Annotated in this window: 21 protein-coding genes; 9 read left to right on the top strand and 12 right to left on the bottom strand. The window is 69.3% G+C overall.

From position 1 onward, the window contains the following. A partial coding sequence (locus ABDW21_RS12755) for a peroxynitrite isomerase (protein ID WP_343710513.1) occupies window positions 1-473 on the top strand: 473 nt, incomplete at its 5' end. A gap of 3 nt (window positions 474-476) precedes the next feature. Here ABDW21_RS12755 and ABDW21_RS12750 read toward each other — a convergent pair. From ABDW21_RS12750 to ABDW21_RS12740, 3 genes are read right to left on the bottom strand one after another with little or no spacing between them, the layout of a single operon-like run. After that, window positions 477-1,163, bottom strand: coding sequence for a PhzF family phenazine biosynthesis protein (locus ABDW21_RS12750; protein ID WP_343601942.1), 687 nt, complete (start codon window positions 1,161-1,163; stop codon window positions 477-479). A gap of 34 nt (window positions 1,164-1,197) precedes the next feature. Then, window positions 1,198-2,220, bottom strand: coding sequence for an alpha/beta hydrolase (locus tag ABDW21_RS12745; RefSeq protein ID WP_343601943.1), 1,023 nt, complete (start codon window positions 2,218-2,220; stop codon window positions 1,198-1,200). A gap of 37 nt (window positions 2,221-2,257) precedes the next feature. After that, the gene (locus ABDW21_RS12740) at window positions 2,258-3,235 is read right to left on the bottom strand and encodes a PAC2 family protein (RefSeq protein ID WP_343601945.1); all 978 of its coding nucleotides are present in this window, start codon (window positions 3,233-3,235) and stop codon (window positions 2,258-2,260) included. A 138-nt stretch (window positions 3,236-3,373) separates the two neighbouring features. Between ABDW21_RS12740 and ABDW21_RS12735 the strand changes: the two genes are divergently transcribed. After that, window positions 3,374-4,201, top strand: a complete 828-nt coding sequence (locus ABDW21_RS12735) for a trypsin-like peptidase domain-containing protein (protein ID WP_343710512.1) — start codon at window positions 3,374-3,376, stop codon at window positions 4,199-4,201. Between the two features lie 109 nt (window positions 4,202-4,310). Continuing rightward, the gene (locus tag ABDW21_RS12730; RefSeq protein WP_343601948.1) at window positions 4,311-5,375 is read left to right on the top strand and encodes a DUF4192 domain-containing protein; all 1,065 of its coding nucleotides are present in this window, start codon (window positions 4,311-4,313) and stop codon (window positions 5,373-5,375) included. Between the two features lie 3 nt (window positions 5,376-5,378). Here ABDW21_RS12730 and ABDW21_RS12725 read toward each other — a convergent pair whose 3' ends face one another. The 3 genes from ABDW21_RS12725 to ABDW21_RS12715 form a co-directional block, all read right to left on the bottom strand. Continuing rightward, window positions 5,379-6,071, bottom strand: coding sequence for an iron dependent repressor, metal binding and dimerization domain protein (locus ABDW21_RS12725; protein ID WP_343601950.1), 693 nt, complete (start codon window positions 6,069-6,071; stop codon window positions 5,379-5,381). 125 nt (window positions 6,072-6,196) lie between these two features. Further along, window positions 6,197-7,216, bottom strand: a complete 1,020-nt coding sequence (gene sigB, locus ABDW21_RS12720) for a sigma-70 family RNA polymerase sigma factor SigB (RefSeq protein ID WP_343601970.1) — start codon at window positions 7,214-7,216, stop codon at window positions 6,197-6,199. A 133-nt stretch (window positions 7,217-7,349) separates the two neighbouring features. Beyond that, window positions 7,350-7,754 carry a DUF3099 domain-containing protein gene (locus tag ABDW21_RS12715; RefSeq protein ID WP_343601952.1) on the bottom strand — a complete coding sequence of 135 codons (405 nt, stop codon included), beginning with the start codon at window positions 7,752-7,754 and terminating at the stop codon, window positions 7,350-7,352. 97 nt (window positions 7,755-7,851) lie between these two features. Here ABDW21_RS12715 and ABDW21_RS12710 point away from each other — a divergent pair, with 97 nt between their 5' ends. Next, on the top strand, window positions 7,852-8,091 hold the full coding sequence (locus tag ABDW21_RS12710; protein ID WP_343601954.1) for a DUF3039 domain-containing protein: 240 nt from the start codon (window positions 7,852-7,854) through the stop codon (window positions 8,089-8,091). Here the strand turns inward: ABDW21_RS12710 and ABDW21_RS12705 are convergent. Beyond that, entirely contained in the window at window positions 8,078-9,049 is a 972-nt protein-coding gene (locus ABDW21_RS12705) for a YihY/virulence factor BrkB family protein (RefSeq protein ID WP_343601955.1), read from the bottom strand. The genes ABDW21_RS12710 and ABDW21_RS12705 overlap by 14 nt on opposite strands. A 61-nt stretch (window positions 9,050-9,110) precedes the next feature. After that, entirely contained in the window at window positions 9,111-9,305 is a 195-nt protein-coding gene (locus ABDW21_RS12700; RefSeq protein ID WP_343601956.1) for a hypothetical protein, read from the bottom strand. Window positions 9,306-9,427: 122 nt separating this feature from the next. On the opposite strand from ABDW21_RS12700, the gene ABDW21_RS12695 reads away from it, so the two are divergent. Continuing rightward, window positions 9,428-9,802 (top strand): DUF952 domain-containing protein, encoded by a 375-nt coding sequence (locus ABDW21_RS12695; protein ID WP_343710511.1) that lies wholly within the window; start codon window positions 9,428-9,430, stop codon window positions 9,800-9,802. Here the strand turns inward: ABDW21_RS12695 and ABDW21_RS12690 are convergent. Together ABDW21_RS12690 and ABDW21_RS12685 are read right to left on the bottom strand one after the other, a co-directional pair. Beyond that, window positions 9,790-11,376, bottom strand: a complete 1,587-nt coding sequence (locus ABDW21_RS12690) for an RNA polymerase sigma factor (protein WP_343601958.1) — start codon at window positions 11,374-11,376, stop codon at window positions 9,790-9,792. The genes ABDW21_RS12695 and ABDW21_RS12690 overlap by 13 nt on opposite strands. 148 nt (window positions 11,377-11,524) lie before the next feature. Further along, entirely contained in the window at window positions 11,525-12,328 is an 804-nt protein-coding gene (locus ABDW21_RS12685) for a polyphosphate--glucose phosphotransferase (protein ID WP_343601960.1), read from the bottom strand. A 104-nt stretch (window positions 12,329-12,432) separates the two neighbouring features. Between ABDW21_RS12685 and ABDW21_RS12680 the strand changes: the two genes are divergently transcribed. Beyond that, complete coding sequence (locus ABDW21_RS12680; protein WP_343710510.1) at window positions 12,433-13,308, top strand: inositol monophosphatase family protein; 876 nt, start codon at window positions 12,433-12,435, stop codon at window positions 13,306-13,308. 7 nt (window positions 13,309-13,315) lie between these two features. On the opposite strand, the gene cei is transcribed toward ABDW21_RS12680, so the two are convergent. After that, window positions 13,316-13,957, bottom strand: a complete 642-nt coding sequence (cei, locus tag ABDW21_RS12675) for an envelope integrity protein Cei (protein WP_343710509.1) — start codon at window positions 13,955-13,957, stop codon at window positions 13,316-13,318. A gap of 178 nt (window positions 13,958-14,135) precedes the next feature. Between cei and ABDW21_RS12670 the strand changes: the two genes are divergently transcribed. Next, window positions 14,136-14,438 carry a DUF4193 domain-containing protein gene (locus ABDW21_RS12670; RefSeq protein ID WP_343601963.1) on the top strand — a complete coding sequence of 101 codons (303 nt, stop codon included), beginning with the start codon at window positions 14,136-14,138 and terminating at the stop codon, window positions 14,436-14,438. 15 nt (window positions 14,439-14,453) lie between these two features. Here the strand turns inward: ABDW21_RS12670 and ABDW21_RS12665 are convergent, their stop codons facing one another. Continuing rightward, window positions 14,454-14,930, bottom strand: coding sequence for a DUF3093 domain-containing protein (locus ABDW21_RS12665; protein ID WP_343601965.1), 477 nt, complete (start codon window positions 14,928-14,930; stop codon window positions 14,454-14,456). A 25-nt stretch (window positions 14,931-14,955) separates the two neighbouring features. Here ABDW21_RS12665 and dut point away from each other — a divergent pair, with 25 nt between their 5' ends. Together dut and ABDW21_RS12655 are read left to right on the top strand one after the other, a co-directional pair. Next, window positions 14,956-15,420: a dUTP diphosphatase gene (gene dut / locus ABDW21_RS12660; protein ID WP_343601967.1), complete on the top strand. Its 465-nt coding sequence runs from the start codon at window positions 14,956-14,958 to the stop codon at window positions 15,418-15,420. Then, window positions 15,420-16,137 (top strand): DUF3710 domain-containing protein (locus ABDW21_RS12655; protein ID WP_343710508.1); only part of this gene is annotated, 718 nt, incomplete at its 3' end. The genes dut and ABDW21_RS12655, both read left to right, overlap by 1 nt.

Below are 16,137 nucleotides of genomic sequence, written 5' to 3'. Positions count from 1 at the left end.
TGCACCCCGACCTGACAGGGCTCGCGGCGCTGCTGGGCACGTGGACAGGCCGCGGCTCGGGCAGCTATCCAACGATCGAACCGTTCGACTACGTCGAAGAAGTGGTCTTCTCCCACGTGGGCAAGCCGTTTCTGGTCTACGGGCAGAAGACCAGGGCGGTGGCCGACGGCAAGCCCCTGCACGCCGAGGCCGGCTACCTGCGGGTGCCGCAGCCGGGCCGGGTGGAGCTGGTCCTCGCCCACCCCAGCGGCATCACCGAAATCGAGGTGGGAACCTTCACCGCGGACGGCACGACGATCGAGCTCGAACTGACCTCGTCGACGATCGGGCTGACCCCGACCGCGAAAGAGGTGACGGCGCTGGGCCGGTCGTTCCGGATCGCCGGCGACGAGCTGTCCTACTCGCTGCGGATGGCGGCGGTGGGCCAACCGCTGCAGCATCACCTCGGCGCGGTGTTGCGCCGCACAGACTGACGCTCAGACGAAGCGCGTCACGCCGTCGTCGACCACGCGACCGGCGACCCGAACCCAGCCCGCCGGGCTCCAGGTGGTCTCGATCACCGAGCCCTTGCCCTGCACGATGGTCAGGCCGCGGCTGAGGTAGTCGGTGATCCGCACCGCGGCCGATCCGGTCGCCTCGTCTTCGGGGACACCCAGATTGGCCGCGAACATCCGCGCGCGCAACGACCCCGCGGACTGGTCGATCCACGCCCACAGGTAGTGCTGGATGTCGTCGGGAAAGTCGTCGGGGTCGGCGGCCAGCAGGTCGTCGAGCGACTCCAGATCGTGAATGGCGAACTCCGGCGCCCATTCCGAGCGGGCGTCGACGGCGGTGACGTCGCCGTCGTAGCTCACCTGCACGATGCCGGCCGGCACCTGCAGGGTGCGGATCGGTGTGCCCCGCTCGCGCAGCCACCACGACACCCCCACCGCCGGGTGACCGGCGAACGCCAGCTCGGTCACCGGGGTGTAGACGCGGGCGTGCGCGGTGCCGCACCCGGCGGCGGGCAGGTCGACGAATACGGTTTCGCTGTAACCCAATTGGGCCGCGAGTTGCTGGTGCCCGGATGACTCGACGGTGCCGGCATCGACGACGCCGAGCGGATTTCCGAAGTTGCCCTGCGCGTCGGTGAAGACGCGCAGCACCGTCACATCGATGCTCATGAGGCGACACTACGACGGATTGCCGCCGGCACGGTCAGGTTGCGCTGCGTTCGTCGGAATCCATGGCGCTCAGCACGGCGACGCGGGTGTCGACCGGACCGGAAACCGCATGCTCGCCGCCCCCGCCGCGGAGCAACTCCCGATGAGCGTTCGGGTCGTAGGCGGCGGGCTCGGTGGTGTCGATGAAACGCTCGACGACCTCGATGAAGCGGTCAGGGTCGTCGTGGAAGGGAAAGTGGCCGGACCGTTCGAAGATCTCCACTTGCGAGCCCGGCATCGCCGCATGTGCCATCCAGGCGTGGCGCACCGGCACCACGACGTCCTGGGTGCCCCAGATGATTTGCACCGGAATCGATTCCATCAGATAACTGCGGTCCAACACGGTGACCATCTGGCCGCGCCAGTCGACCACCGCCCGCAGGGTCCGGGTGAACGCCTCCGAGGCCATCGGCTCGGGCAGGTCGGCCAACACCCGCAGCACGTCGGGCACATCCCGGCCCAGCGCCGTCGATCCCAGCACCCATCCCGCCGCGCGGCCGGCGAGCTGCACGACCGGCAGCACGAACGGCAGGCGCAGCAGCGCCAGCGCCTCGCCGCCCATCGGCAACGACGCCATCCGCAACACCAGGTTGACATCCTTGGTGACGCCTCCGGTCCCGACCAGAACCAGCCGTTCCACCAGCTGCGGAAACTGGTAGGCGAACTGCATCGCCACTCCGCCGCCCAGCGAATGGCCGACCACGGTGACGCGCTCGATGTCGAGCACGGACAGCAGGTCGCGCATCCCGTTGGCGTAGGCGGCCACCGAATAGTCGGCGCGCGGCTTGTCGGACTGGCCGTGGCCGAGCAGATCGACGGCGATGACCGTGAACCGTTGCGCAAGCGTGGCCTGCACGGCGTCCCACGTGGTGGAGTTGTCGCCGATGCCGTGGATCAGCAGGATGACCGGACCGGAACCGGCGATCCGAAACGCCCGCCGGTAGCCGTGGACCGTGCGGAACTGCAGCGACGGCGTGACTTCACGCACCGGGCGGAGGTTCGGCTTTCGCTCGGTCATGGTGCCAACTTATTAGACGTCGGGCCGAAACGGCGGGTCAGGTCTGGTCGCCGTCGCCGGACTTCTTTTCGGCCTGCTGAGCCAGGAACCGCTCGAACTCCGCGCCGAGCTCGTCCCCGCTGGGCAGGTCTTCGTCTCGGGTGAGCAGTGAACGGTTCTCCTGGGCGGCGATGAAGGCATCGTACTGGTGCTCCAGTGCCGACACCACATGAGCGACCTCGGGGCTGGCTTCGACCTGCTCGTCGATCTTGGCCCGGATCGCGGCGGCCGCCTCGGCCAGCGCATCCAGCGGCAGCCGCAGGGATGCAGTCTTGGCCACCTGCTCCAGCAGTGCCTGCGCGGCGGCCGGGTAGTCGGTCTGCGCCAGGTAGTGCGGTACGTGCACGGTGAAGCCGACCACCTCGTGCCCGTGTTGACCCATCCGGTATTCCAGCAGGTTGGACGCGCTGCCGGGCACCTGCACCTCGTTGATCCAGGGCGTGAAGTCCGCGATCAGCTCACGGTTGTTGGAGTGGGCCGTCATCGTCACCGGGCGGGTGTGCGGGACGGCCATCGGGATGGTGCCCAGGCCGACCGTCTGCCGCACCCCCAGCCGCTCGGCCAGCAACATCACCGCGGCGACGAAGCGGTCCCACGTGAGGTCCGGCTCCATGCCGGCCAACAGCAGGAAAGGTGTTCCGACGCTGTCGTGCAGCGCGTACAGGCTCAGCTCGGGATCGTCGTAACGCGTGAAATGGTCGGTTCTGAACGTCATCAGCGGCCGCCGGGAACGGTAGTCCAGCAGTTCGTCGATGGCGAACGACGCCACCAGCTCGGTGTCGAGCGCGTCCTTGAGGTGCGTGGCGGCCAGCCGGATGGCATGGCCTGCGTCGGAAAAGCCCTCCAAAGCGTGCACCAGCACCGGGCCGCGGCCATCCGAGGACACCAGCTGCGGCGCCGGCAGCGCGAGCTGGTACATGCCGTTCTGCTCCGGCTGGGGGCGCTGCTCGTGGCCGGCGGGCAGGTCGTAGCCCATTGGTGTTGCCTCCTTGCCGTGACGCCGGGGATCGCGTCGTGTCATCCCAGTGTCTCTCAGATGGACGTGCGGTTGCCAGCGCAGCCGTGTGTGCGGGTTGCACGCGGGTGGCGTCACGGTCGGGCATGATCGACAACGATGCGCACCCTGGTAGCAGTGACGATCAGCCTGGCGGTGGTATCGGCGGGAGTCGTGACCGCCTGTGGGCAGCACACCGATCAGGTCACCGGCACGACCACGGCACGGCCGCACCCGCAGCGGGAGGCGCCGGCACCCGGTCGCGCGGAACCCGCGCATTCGGTCGTCGCGCGTCCGGTTAACCCGGATCCGCGGGTCGGTGTGATCTTCCTCGGCGGCGGCGATCTGCACGTCTGCACCGGCTCGGTGCTGCATTCCCCGGGCGGCGACCTGGTCTTGACGGCTGCGCATTGCCTGCCGGCGGGCTTTCCGGTCACTTTCGTTCCCGGCTTCGCCGACGCCGCGCCCGCCGGCGATGTGTGGACCGTGACCGCGGTCTACCTCGATCCCCGCTGGGTCGCCGCGAGGGACCCGCGCGCGGACTATGCGATCCTGCGGGTGAGCCGGGCGGGCGGACGGTCGGTGGAGGCGCAGGCCGGCTCGGCGTTTACGCTGGGTGCGGCGCCGGCGCGGGGTAGCCGGGTCACGGTCACGGCCTATGCGGCCGGTGTTGGCGGCCGGCCGATCGGGTGTCAGGCCGGCACCGGAATCACCGCGGGCGGGTTTCCCGAACTGCCGTGTGCGGGCCTGGTCGACGGCACCAGCGGCGCCCCGTGGGTCAGCGGGTCGACGGTCACCGGGGTGATCGGCGGCCTCGACGGTGGTGGTTGCACCGACGACGTCTCGTATTCACCCCCATTCGACGACCACACGGCCGCTCTTGTGGCGCGTGCCGAAGCCGGCGGCCCCGGCGACACCGCGCCGTCCGGCATCGACGATCCGTGTTGAGCGGAGCCCGTGCGGCCGGTTTCCACAGTTGCGACTTTGTCCACAGCAGGCTGTTCAGAACGCCACCGCGACGGGCACGCTGACGGTGCCGGTTGCCAGCGTTCACCGCATGACACAACATCGACAAGACTTTGATCTCAATGATCTCAATCGCCCCGGCGCGCTGATCGCCGCGTTGCCGGCTGTCTTGGGTTTCGTGCCCGAGAAATCGCTGGTTTTGGTGTCGGTCGACGACGGAGCGCTGGGGTCGGTGATGCGAGCCGACCTCTCGGGTGCGTTGACCGAGCGGGTCGGGCAGCTCGCCGACGTGGCCGCGGCGGCCGGCCCGGAGGCCGTCATCCTGGTGATCGTCGACGCCGACGGCGCCGCTTGCCCGGTCTGCGCCGAGGAGTACCGCCACCTCAGCGCCGCACTGTCGCAGGAGCTGTCGCGGCGTGACATCGTGCTGTGGGCCGCCCACGTGGTCGATCAGGTGGCCGCCGGCGGGAGCTGGCGCTGCGTCGACGGCTGCGGTGCCGGCGGGGCGGTCGACGATCCCTCAGCGTCGCCGCTGGCGTTGGCGGCGGTGCTCGACGGGCGCCGCCTCTACGGTCGGCGTGTCGACCTGCAAGCCGTCATCGCGCCCGATCAGACGGCGAGCTCGAAACTGGCTGCCACGCTCGATCACCACGCCTCGTCGCGCGCCGCCGCGCATCGCGCCGACCCGGTCGGCTGCGGCCGCCGCGACGTCGAGAACGCCCTGGCTGCCGCCGCCCGGGTTGCCGCCGGGCAGCAGCTCCCCGACAGCGAGCTGGCCGCACTGGGCTGCGCCCTGTCGGACGTGGCCGTGCGCGACACGCTCTGCGCGCTTGCGGTCGGGGACAGCGCCGCGGCCGCCGAGTCGTTGTGGGCGTTGCTGTCGCGTCGCTTGCCCGAACCGTGGCGGGTCGAGGCGCTGGTGCTGCTGGCGTTCAGCGCGTACGCGCGCGGCGACGGACCGCTGGCCGGGGTGTCGCTGGAAGCCGCGTTGCGCAGCGAACCCGGCCACCGGATGGCGGGCATGCTCGACACCGCCCTGCAGTCGGGTCTGCGCCCGGAGCACATTCGCCAGCTCGCGGTCACCGGCTACCGGATGGCGAAGCGGCTCGGCGTGCGGCTGCCGCCGCGTGCAGCATCGGGCCGGCGCGCCGGATAGACGTCACACCTTTTCGACCTTGACGGCGTGGGCCATCTCGTGGGGCAAGCTGACCTTTTCGTGGCCGGTTATCACGATCGTCACGCCTCCGCCGGGATTGGTCTCGACGGTCACCCGCGCGTTGGGGACGACGCCAGCATCCTTGAGCCGGGTGATCAGCTCGATGTCGCCCTGTACGTGTTCGGTGAGCTGGCGCACCACCACCGCGACCGGTGACCCGGACGGCAACTCGGTCAGCCGGACCAGATTGGCCTCGTGGGCATCCATGCCCGCCCCCATCCCCAGGTCCTTCAGCCCGGGAATCGGGTTTCCGAACGGCGAGGTGGTCGGGTTGTTGAGCACGTTGACGAGCCGCCGCTCGACGTCTTCGCTCATCACGTGCTCCCACCGGCAGGCCTCGGCGTGTACCTCTTCCCACGGCAGTCCGATGATGTCGACCAGCAGCCGCTCCGCGAGCCGATGCTTGCGCATCACGGAGACCGCCAGAGCCCGGCCCTTCTCGGTCAGTTCGAGATGACGGTCGCCGGCCACCCGCAGCAGCCCGTCGCGCTCCATCCGTGACACCGTCTGGCTGACCGTCGGCCCGCTCTGGTCGAGCCGCTCGGCGATCCGGGCGCGCAGCGGCGTGACGCCTTCTTCCTCGAGGTCGTAAATCGTCCGCAGATACATCTCGGTGGTATCAACCAGGTCGTTCATCGCGCACCCTCCGTCGACCCGAGTCTACGTGGCCAGCCCTGCGGGTGGCTCGCATACTCGCCGGCGCACGCACCGCCACGACGTCCGCCGCGTCGCGGCAGTGCGTGCGCCGTGGCGGGGTGCCGTCAGCTCGCGTACGACCGCAACCGGTCGGCGCGCTCGCCGTGGCGTAGCTTGGTCATCACTTCGCGCTCGATCTGGCGGACTCGCTCGCGGGACAGGCCGAAGAGTTTGCCGATCTGGTCCAGGGTGCGGGGCTGACCGTCGTCGAGACCGAAGCGCAACCGGACCACTTGGTGCTCGCGCTCGTCGAGGGTGGCCAGCACTTTGCGGATGTCGGTGTGCAGCAGCTCGGCGATGACGGCGTTCTCCGCGGACATCGCCTCGCCGTCCTCGATGAAGTCGCCCAGCGGCGCCTCTTCTTCCGAGCCGACCGGCATGTCCAGGCTGACCGGGTCGCGGCTGTGCTCGAGCAGGTCGTTGATCTTCTCGATCGGAATGCCCGACTCCGCGGCGAGCTCTTCGTCGGTGGCTTCGCGGCCGAGGTTCTGGTGCATCTCGCGCTTGACCCGCGCCAGCTTGTTGACTTGCTCGACCAGGTGGACCGGCAGCCGGATGGTGCGGCTCTGGTCGGCCATGCCGCGGGTGATCGCCTGCCGGATCCACCAGGTGGCGTAGGTCGAGAACTTGAATCCCTTTGCGTAGTCGAACTTCTCCATCGCGCGGATCAGCCCGAGGTTACCCTCCTGGATGAGGTCCAGCAGCGGCATGCCCCGGCCGGTGTAGCGTTTGGCCAGCGACACGACCAGCCGCAGGTTGGCTTCCAGCAGGTGACGGCGCGCCGCCTCGCCGTCGCGGACGACCACCGCCAAATCCCGCTTGCGGTTCTCCCCGAGGCGTTTGCGGGTGGCGAGCAGATGCTGCGCGTAAAGCCCCGCCTCGATGCGCTTGGCGAGTTCGACCTCATCGGCGGCGGTGAGCAGTGCCGTCCTGCCGATGCCGTTCAGATAGACGCGCACCAGATCCGCGGCAGGGCTCTGGGCATCGAGGTCGCCGTCCACCCGGCGTGTGGTGGCATGTGCCATATCGGCCTCCTGATCGGCGTGAAGTCCTGTGTGAACTCCTGATCCGTGTGAACTCCTGATCGGCCTGAAGTCCTGTGTGGTCCAACGAACATCCCGGCTCAAGAGTTCCCGTCCGACAGCGGTCTCACACCGGTTGACGTGCACGAATGCGCCTACGGTCTGAGAATGTCCTGAGAAGGTCAGTCCCAGACAGTTATTCGGAACCGTCCCCGCCCGCGGTTGGCGGTTGCGGGTGTGACGTCGGGCGACCGGGGCTCTCAAGGGCGAGACGCTCGGCCGTGGGAAACAACGGAATGCGCCGCTGAACGTGATCGAACCGGCGGGGTTCGTCGGCGCTGCGGGGTGGCCGGTCGTTGGCGATCAGCACCGCCATCCACGGCAACGGAATCGACGCGGCGACGATCAGCAGCGAGACCAGGCCGTTGTGCCAGGCGCCGTAGGCGAGCGCAGCCAACACCAGCGCGGGAATCCGGAACGCCATCAACGTCAGGTACTTACGCACCCGCTGGCGATGCTGCACGTCGTAGGCGGGCGCGGCGGCGGTGATCAGCACGGCCCGACCGTCGTCGTCGAAACCCAGTTTCGCACCGCGTTTCATCTACCCACTGTCCCACATTCCGCGGTGTCCGGCGCGGCCGGTTTCGATCTCGGTTGTCCTGCGGTGTCTGTGACCGACTTCGGGCACAATGTGAGTCATGCAGACGGACACGATCGAACGTACCGATGCCGACGAACGCGTCGACGACGGAACCGGCAGCGACACGCCCAAGTACTTTCACTACGTCAAGAAGGACAAGATCGCCGAGAGCGCGGTGCTGGGCACACACGTTGTCGCGCTGTGCGGTGAGGTTTTTCCGGTGACCCGGTCACCCCGGCCGGGATCGCCGGTCTGCCCGGACTGCAAGCGGATCTACCAGCAGCTCACGAAGAGCTGACCTGGTCGGTGCCAACGGAGTGTGGCCGCGCCGCGGTGTCGACCTCGTCGGCGCCGGTCCGCGTGCGCGCTGACAGCCAGCGGCGTAACCGATGGGTGTGGGTGACCGGCGCGGGCCACTGCTCCTGGATGGCCGCGTTGAGTTCGGCCCCGAGCATCACGGCGAAGCCGCCGAAGAAGGCGAACAACAAGAACGCGATCGGTGTCGCCAGCGCGCCGTAGGTGTAGCCGGTGCGGCTGATCCACGTCAGGTAGACACGCAGGCCCAGGGTTGCAATCAAGAACACCGCGGTGGCCAGCAGCGCCCCGAAGACCAGGCGATGCGAGGGCAACGGATCAGGCAGCGCCACCCGGTACAGGATCATCACCGCGACCATCAGCCCGGTGAGCAGCACCGGGTAGTAGGCGAGGTTCAGCCAGCTGTCGGGGACGAACTGCGCCACCTTGCGTGGGCCGAGCACCATCAGCGGCGCGGTGAGGATCACGAACAGCAGCGTCACGACGTACAGCAGCAGCGCGAACAGCCGCTGCCGCACCGGGTGCCGCAGCGGGGTCTGGTCGTGGGCCTCGACCACCGAGTCGACGAATGCCGATATCGCCGAGGAGCCCGCCCATAGCGAGATCACGAAACCCAGCGACACCACCTCACCGCGCGCGCCCCGGTCGATGTCGGTGATGGTCGGCGTGATGATCTCGTTGACCACGCTGGGTGAGAAGAAGTGGCTGGACATCGACACCAGGCGGTGCTCGATGGCGGGCAGGGTGTCCGGCCCGAACAGCGGAGCCACATAGGTGAGGCTGCCGAGCAGCCCGAGCAGCAGCGGCGGCAGGGACAGCGCCGACCAGAAGGCCGCCTGCGCCGACTCGGAGAAAATGCTGTCGTCCCAACTTTTGGACAGCGTTCGGCGGGTGATCCGCCAGATGGGGTGACGGGGAGTCGTTGGCGTCGGGCAACTCATGACCACGTCAGCATGCCCCAGGGCCTCGGCGTCCGGATCGCCGGCGGGCCCGGTGCTTTCGCTACAGCTCCACCGGGGCGCCGGCCTCCAGCACTGCCGCCAACTCCGTGAGCTTGGCCTCGTGCTGGTTGGCGTGATGGCGGCAGAAGAGAAGCTCCGCGCCGGAGGGCAGCGTGACGCGCACGCGGGCGGCTGCGCCGCACCGATCGCACCGATCAGCCTTCGTCAGGGGGGGACTGGTCAGGGTTGCGTTCATGGCTACTCCGTTTCTGCCTTAATCCACTGTCTCAGACGCCGGGGCTTTCGGCCGTCATCCCCGGGGGTCGCAGGGTGTGTCGTTTCTCACCGACCCGGTCGCTGGTCGGGCAGGCTGGTGATATGACGGCGGGACTGCTGGTGCATCTGTGTTCGGCCGACGAATGGTCGGCGTCGCGCGCCCGCGGCGAGCTGCGGCCCGAGTCGAGCGGCGGTACCGGGTTCATCCACCTGTCGATGCCCGAACAGGTGCATCTGCCGGCCAACCGGCTCTACCGTGGCCGCGACGACTTGGTGCTGCTCCACATCGATCCGGAACGGCTGGATTCACCGGTGCGGTGGGAGCCCGGCGCATCCAGCGATCCCGCGTGGATGGTCTTCCCGCATCTGTACGGACCGCTGCCGGTGGCGGCTGTGGTCGGCGTCACCCGCTATCGGCCCGGCCCGGACGGCACTTTCCCACCCGCACCCGAGCGGTGGGCCGCTCAGTCCAGGTAGTCGCGCAGCACCTGCGAACGGCTGGGGTGGCGCAACTTCGACATCGTCTTCGACTCGATCTGGCGGATGCGTTCCCGGGTGACGCCGTAGACCTGGCCGATCTCGTCGAGGGTGCGGGGCTGGCCGTCGGTGAGCCCGAAGCGCAGCCGCACCACGCCCGCCTCGCGTTCGGAGAGCGTCTCGAGCACCGACTGCAACTGGTCCTGCAGCAGCGTGAACGAGACCGCGTCGACGGCCACCACGGCTTCACTGTCTTCGATGAAGTCGCCGAGCTGGCTGTCGCCTTCGTCGCCGATCGTCTGGTCCAGCGAGATCGGCTCGCGGGCGTACTGCTGGATCTCCAGCACCTTGTCCGGGGTGATGTCCATCTCCTTGGCCAGCTCCTCCGGAGTGGGCTCGCGGCCCAGATCCTGCAGCAGCTCGCGCTGGATGCGGCCCAACTTGTTGATCACCTCGACCATGTGCACCGGGATGCGGATGGTGCGGGCCTGGTCGGCCATGGCGCGGGTGATGGCCTGGCGGATCCACCACGTCGCGTAGGTGGAGAACTTGTACCCCTTGGTGTAGTCGAATTTCTCCACGGCGCGGATCAGGCCCAGGTTGCCTTCCTGGATCAGATCCAGAAACGCCATGCCACGGCCGGTGTACCGCTTGGCCAACGACACCACGAGGCGCAGATTGGCTTCCAGCAGATGGTTTTTCGCGCGGTCGCCGTCACGGCAGACCCATGCCATGTCGCGGCGCTGCGCGGCGGGCAGCTTGTTGCCGCGCTCGGCCATCTCGGCCATCAGTTGCGAGGCGTACAGGCCCGCCTCGATGCGCTTGGCCAGCTCCACCTCTTCTTCGGCGTTGAGCAGCGCCACCTTTCCGATCTGTTTGAGGTACGCGCGCACCGAGTCTGCCGACGCCGTGAGCTCGGCGTCCTTGCGGGCCTGTCGCAACGCCTCGGACTCGTCTTCGTCCCAGACGAAATCGCCTGACGCCTTGTCCTTTTCGCTGGGCTCGGCGATCTCCTCCTCGTCGTCGATGGTGTCCGCCGCGACGATTTCCGCCACGCCCGCGTCGGGGTGGGCCCCGTCGGCGTGATCGGGCGGGCTTTCGGCCGCGACCTCTTCGAGATCGTCGAGGTTCAGGTCGGCGTCAAGTTCGATGTCGTCAACGGGTACCTCGTCGAGCTTCGGCTCGATGTCGAGGTCGTCGGCGGCCTCGGTCGGCTCGATGGTCTCGGTTGTGACGGCGGCGTCGGGCGAGGCGTCACGCGTCGGCGCCGCCTTCTTCGTGCGGCTTCGGGTGGGCGTGGATTTGGCGGCGACGGCCTTCGCCGGCGAGCGGCCCGTCGCGGGGGGGTCGACTTCGGTGACCGCCTTGGCGGATTTGGCCGGTGCCTTGCCGACTCGCGTCGCGGTCGGGGTTGTCGTGGCGGCCCGTCGGACGGTGCTGGAGCCGTTGGCGGATTTCGCCGCCGCGGTTGACGCAGATCGCGGGGATCGCTTCGCCCCGGTTTTGGCGGGGGCTTTGGTGGCAGTGCGCTTCACCGGCTCATCGGTCGCCGGGCTGGCCTTGGTCGCTGCCACGTGAACCCCTTCGGTAGGACTCACTTCCGGTGCTGGCGGCGTGCTCGACCGAAAGTGTCGGCTGTCTCGGATGTCGCCACTATCGGACGGGCGGCTGCCGCGAACCATTGTAACGACAGTGCGCCGGTGCACCGCCCGCAGCGCAAAATCAGTGCGCGGCGTCGCCACTGGCGGCCATCGCCGCGCCGACTATCCCCGCGCTGTTCTGCAGGGCGGCGGCGACGACGGGCGTGCGGTTCGTCAGCAGCGGCACCCACTTGTCGGCCTTACGGCTGATCCCGCCGCCGGCGATGAACAGATCCGGCCAGAACGCGTTCTCCAGGGCCACCAGCACCTTGGTCACCTGCTTGGCCCACTTCTGGTAGCTCCACCCATGCTTGTCGCGCACCGACGACGCGGCGCGATGCTCGGCCTCCTTGCCGCCGACCTCGAGGTGTCCGAATTCGGTGTTGGGCAGCAACGTCCCGTTGTGGATGAGCGCCGAGCCTATCCCCGTCCCAAAGGTGAGTAGCACCACCAGACCGGGGCGGTCTCTGCCCGCGCCGTGGCGCGCTTCGGCCAGCCCGGCCGCGTCCGCGTCGTTGAGAACCACGACCTCCTGACCGTTCAGCGCTGCGCTGATGACGTCGCGGGCGTTGATCCCGATCCACGAGGCGTCGACGTTGGCCGCGGTCCGGGCGACGCCGTGGGCGACCACGCCGGGATAGGTGACTCCCAGCGGCCCGGTCCAGCCGAATTCCTCGACGACCGCCGCGACGGTTGTGGCGACCTCCGCAGGCGTGGCCGGCTGCGGGGTGGGCAGCTTGACGCGGTCTCCGATCAGCTGACCGGTGTCCAAGTCGACGATGCCGCCCTTGATGCCACTGCCGCCGACGTCGACGCCGAACCCGCGGCGCTGGGGCGCCGCCGTGGATCCATCGGCGCCGGTTGGGTCGCTGATCGTGGCTGCCATCGAATCTCCTCGCCCAGACGTGGTGTCCGACCAAACCCTAGTGCGTCCGGGCGCCGGCCACCTGCGCCCGCCGCCGCGCGGAATCGCTGTGGTGCGATAGGCCGGTGGACGCACCCGCCGAACACCCGGCCCAATTGCGCTCGGTGGCCGAAACCTTGGCCGCAGATGCGGCCGGCTTCGTGCGGCGTCGCCGCGCCGAGGTGTTCGGCGCCGGCGCCGGCACCGCCGCGAGCGAGGCGGTGCGAACCAAGACGACGCCGACCGATCCGGTGACCGTCGTCGACACCGAGACCGAGCGGTTCCTGCGGGACCGGTTGGCGCGGATACGATCCGGCGACCCCATTCTCGGCGAGGAGGGCGGCGGGCCCACCGAACCGGCGGCGTCCGCCGAGGTGGTGACCTGGGTGCTCGATCCGATCGACGGCACGGTGAACTTCCTCTACGACATCCCGGCATACGCGGTGTCGGTGGCGGCCCAGATCGACGGCGTCTCGGTGGCCGGCGCGGTCGCCGACGTGGTGGGCGCGCGGGTGTATTCGGCCGGAACGGGGCTCGGCGCCCACGTGACCGACCAGCGCGGGACCCGGCCGCTGCGGTGCTCGGCCGTGACAGACCTGTCGATGGCCTTGCTGGGCACCGGGTTCGGCTACTCCCGGGGGCGTCGCGAAGCGCAGGCGGCGCTGCTGGCGCGGATGCTGCCGGCGGTCCGCGATGTGCGCCGGATCGGCTCGGCCGCGCTGGACCTGTGCATGGTCGCCGCGGGACGTCTGGACGCCTTCTACGAGCATGGTCTGCAGGTGTGGGATTGCGCGGCCGGAGCCCTGGTCGCGGCCGAGGCGGGTGCCCGGGTGCTGCTGCCCGAGCCCGGACCGGGTTCGGGCGGAGCCGAGCTGGTGGTCGCCGCGGCGCCCGGAATCGCCGACCAGCTGCTGGCCGCCCTGCAACGCTGCGGCGGACGGGCCGCGATCCGGGAGCAGTAGCAGCCGGTCAGCAGCTGCCGGCGTGGATCTTCTGCAGCAGCGCGGAGTCGGCCGGCTCGGCGTCCGGGCGCAGGCCGGCGAGCACCGCGTCGATGTCATCGCTGTGCGCGAGCCCGCTGAACTCGGTCCCCAGCGCGAGGTCGACGGAGTCGTCGGCGCGGTCGTCGTGGAAGAGCTCCGCGCACGGCACCACCAGCCACACGGCGGCCGCGGTCGCCTGACCGGCTTCGCCGAAGCGAATCTCGCCCTGGCAGTTCAGCCTGGTGTTGGCGTAGAGCGGGTCGTTGGCGGCGGTGGGCTGGGCGAAACCCAGGTCGCGCAGCGCCGCGGCGACGTCGGCCGCCTCGCCGCCCCGACCACTGGCATTGAGCACGTGAACCCGCGTCTCGGCCAGCCTGGCGGGTAGCACGTTGACCATCGAGCTGCCCGGCACCGCTTCGCCGAGGCGCGCCGCGTCCGTCTGTTCCGGGGGCGGGTTGCACACCGCGGCTTCGCGGATGCGGGGCGGTCGGGTCAACGCGATCGTCCAGACCAGCCCCGCCGCGACCGCGAGCACCGCCAGCAGGGCGATGGCCGGGCGGGTGTTGCGGCGCCGGAAGGGGCGACCGCGCTTGTCGAAAGCGGTGCCTTCGGTAATCTGCGCGACCACGTACGCACTGTAGACGTGATCTGGCAGGCCGAGTACGGCGGCCGATCGGCAAATGTGATGGAAATCACAAGTAACACAGCGTCAGATTGGCACGAATCATTTGGTGGATGCGTTCGACGCTGGTACAAAGCTGTGCTTGCAAGGTTAAGACTTGCAGGGTTTAAGAGGGGACAACACGATGGCGACCGATTACGACGCCCCACGGCGCACCGAGACCGACGACGTGTCCGAGGATTCGCTGGAAGAGCTCAAGGCGCGGCGGAACGAGGCGGCGTCGGCGGTGGTCGACGTCGACGAGTCCGAAACCGCCGAATCCTTCGAGCTGCCCGGTGCGGATTTGTCCGGCGAGGAGCTGTCCGTCCGGGTGATTCCCAAGCAGGCCGACGAGTTCACCTGCTCGTGCTGCTTTTTGGTGCAGCACCGCAGCCGGCTGGCCAGCGAGAAGAACGGCGTGATGATCTGTACCGACTGCGCGGCCTGACCGGTCCGGTAGCGCTCAGCCTCGCAGCGCGGACAGCACCCGCTGCGGTCGGCGGCAACTCACCAGCCAGTACGGCGTCGGATCGTCGGCGTCGTCCAGCACGAGCAGCACCATGGGACCGACCCAGGCCCGGTGCATCACGAAAGCGGCGGGATCGAGCTGGCGTCCCAACGCCGCTGATTTCGCCGTGCGGGGCACCTCCGCCGACCGGGAGATGACGGCGACGGGCACATGCGCCTCGCCGGCCCACAGTTCGACGCCGTCGTCTGCGGCGGTGACACGCACCTCCAGCCGGCCCAGCCACAGCAGCACCCCGGCGGCCACCGCGAACAGCGCCGCGAACGGCAGCCAGTCGGGCAGCCCGCGCACCCCCTGGTTGACCTCGAGCGCGATCAGCGACGCCGCCGCCAGACCCAGCGGCCACCACCACCAGGGCACCCGCAGGCGTTCGCGATACCGCACACGTTGCGGTGCGACGCGCGTACCGGACACCCGGTCAAGAGTAGTCTGTGGCCCCGTGGCGACCAGTTTGGCGATCGTCCGCCTCGACCCCGCGCTTCCGCTGCCGGCCCGGGCCCACGCCGGCGACGCCGGGATCGATCTGTACAGCGCCGACGACGTCGAACTGCTGCCCGGCCACCGTGCCCTGGTCGGCACCGGCATCGCCGTCGCTATCCCGTTCGGCATGGTCGGACTGGTGCATCCGCGCTCCGGATTGGCGGCGCGGGCGGGTCTTTCGATAGTCAACAGCCCGGGTACCATCGATGCCGGCTATCGGGGGGAGATCAAGGTGGCGCTGGTCAACCTCGACCCCGCGACGCCGGTTGTCGTGCACCGCGGTGACCGCATCGCTCAGCTGCTGGTGCAGCGGGTCGAGCTGGTCGAGCTGGTCGAGTTGTCGTCGTTCGACGAGGCCGGGCTGGCCGACACATCCCGTGGCGACGGCGGCCATGGCTCCTCCGGCGGACATGCGAGTTTGTGATGGCATTCGGCAGACGCAAAGCCCGCGACGGCGCGGCCGAGCCTGACGATGCCGTCGCGAATGCCGTCGAGGACGCCGTCGAGGACGCTGTCGCGAATGCTGTCCCGCAACAGGATTCGGACACCACCGTCGAACCCGCCGAGGAGCTGGACGGCCCGTTCGACATCGAGGATTTCGAGGACCCCGCGGCGGCGGAGGTGGCCCGCCTGGATCTCGGCTCGGTGCTGATTCCGATGCCGGCCACGGGCCAGCTCCAGGTCGAGCTCGCCGAGACGGGCATTCCGAGCGCGGTGTGGGTGGTGACACCCAACGGCCGCTTCACCATCGCCGCCTACGCGGCACCCAAGACCGGGGGGCTGTGGCGCGAAGTGGCCGGGGAGCTGGCCGACACGCTGCGCGCAGACGGGGCCGCGGTGAGCATCCACGACGGTCGCTGGGGCCGCGAAGTCGTCGGCACCGCATCCGGCGCGGTTCGGTTCATCGGGGTCGACGGGTACCGCTGGATGATCCGCTGCGTGGTCAACGGCCCGCACGAGACGATCGACGCGTTGACCGGCGAAGCACGAGAAACGTTGGGCGACACCGTTGTTCGTCGCGGCAGCACCCCGCTGCCAGTTCGGACACCACTTCCTGTGCAGCTGCCCGAGCCGATGGTGGCTCAGCTGCGCGAGGCAGCCGCGCAACAGGCCGCAGTCCAGGAGGGCGCGATGGCGCCCG

The organism is Mycobacterium sp. (genome assembly GCF_039583805.1).
GTDB lineage: Bacteria > Actinomycetota > Actinomycetes > Mycobacteriales > Mycobacteriaceae > Mycobacterium.
Note: the sequence above shows the minus strand (reverse complement) of the source record. Positions and strands in the feature narration are given on the sequence as shown.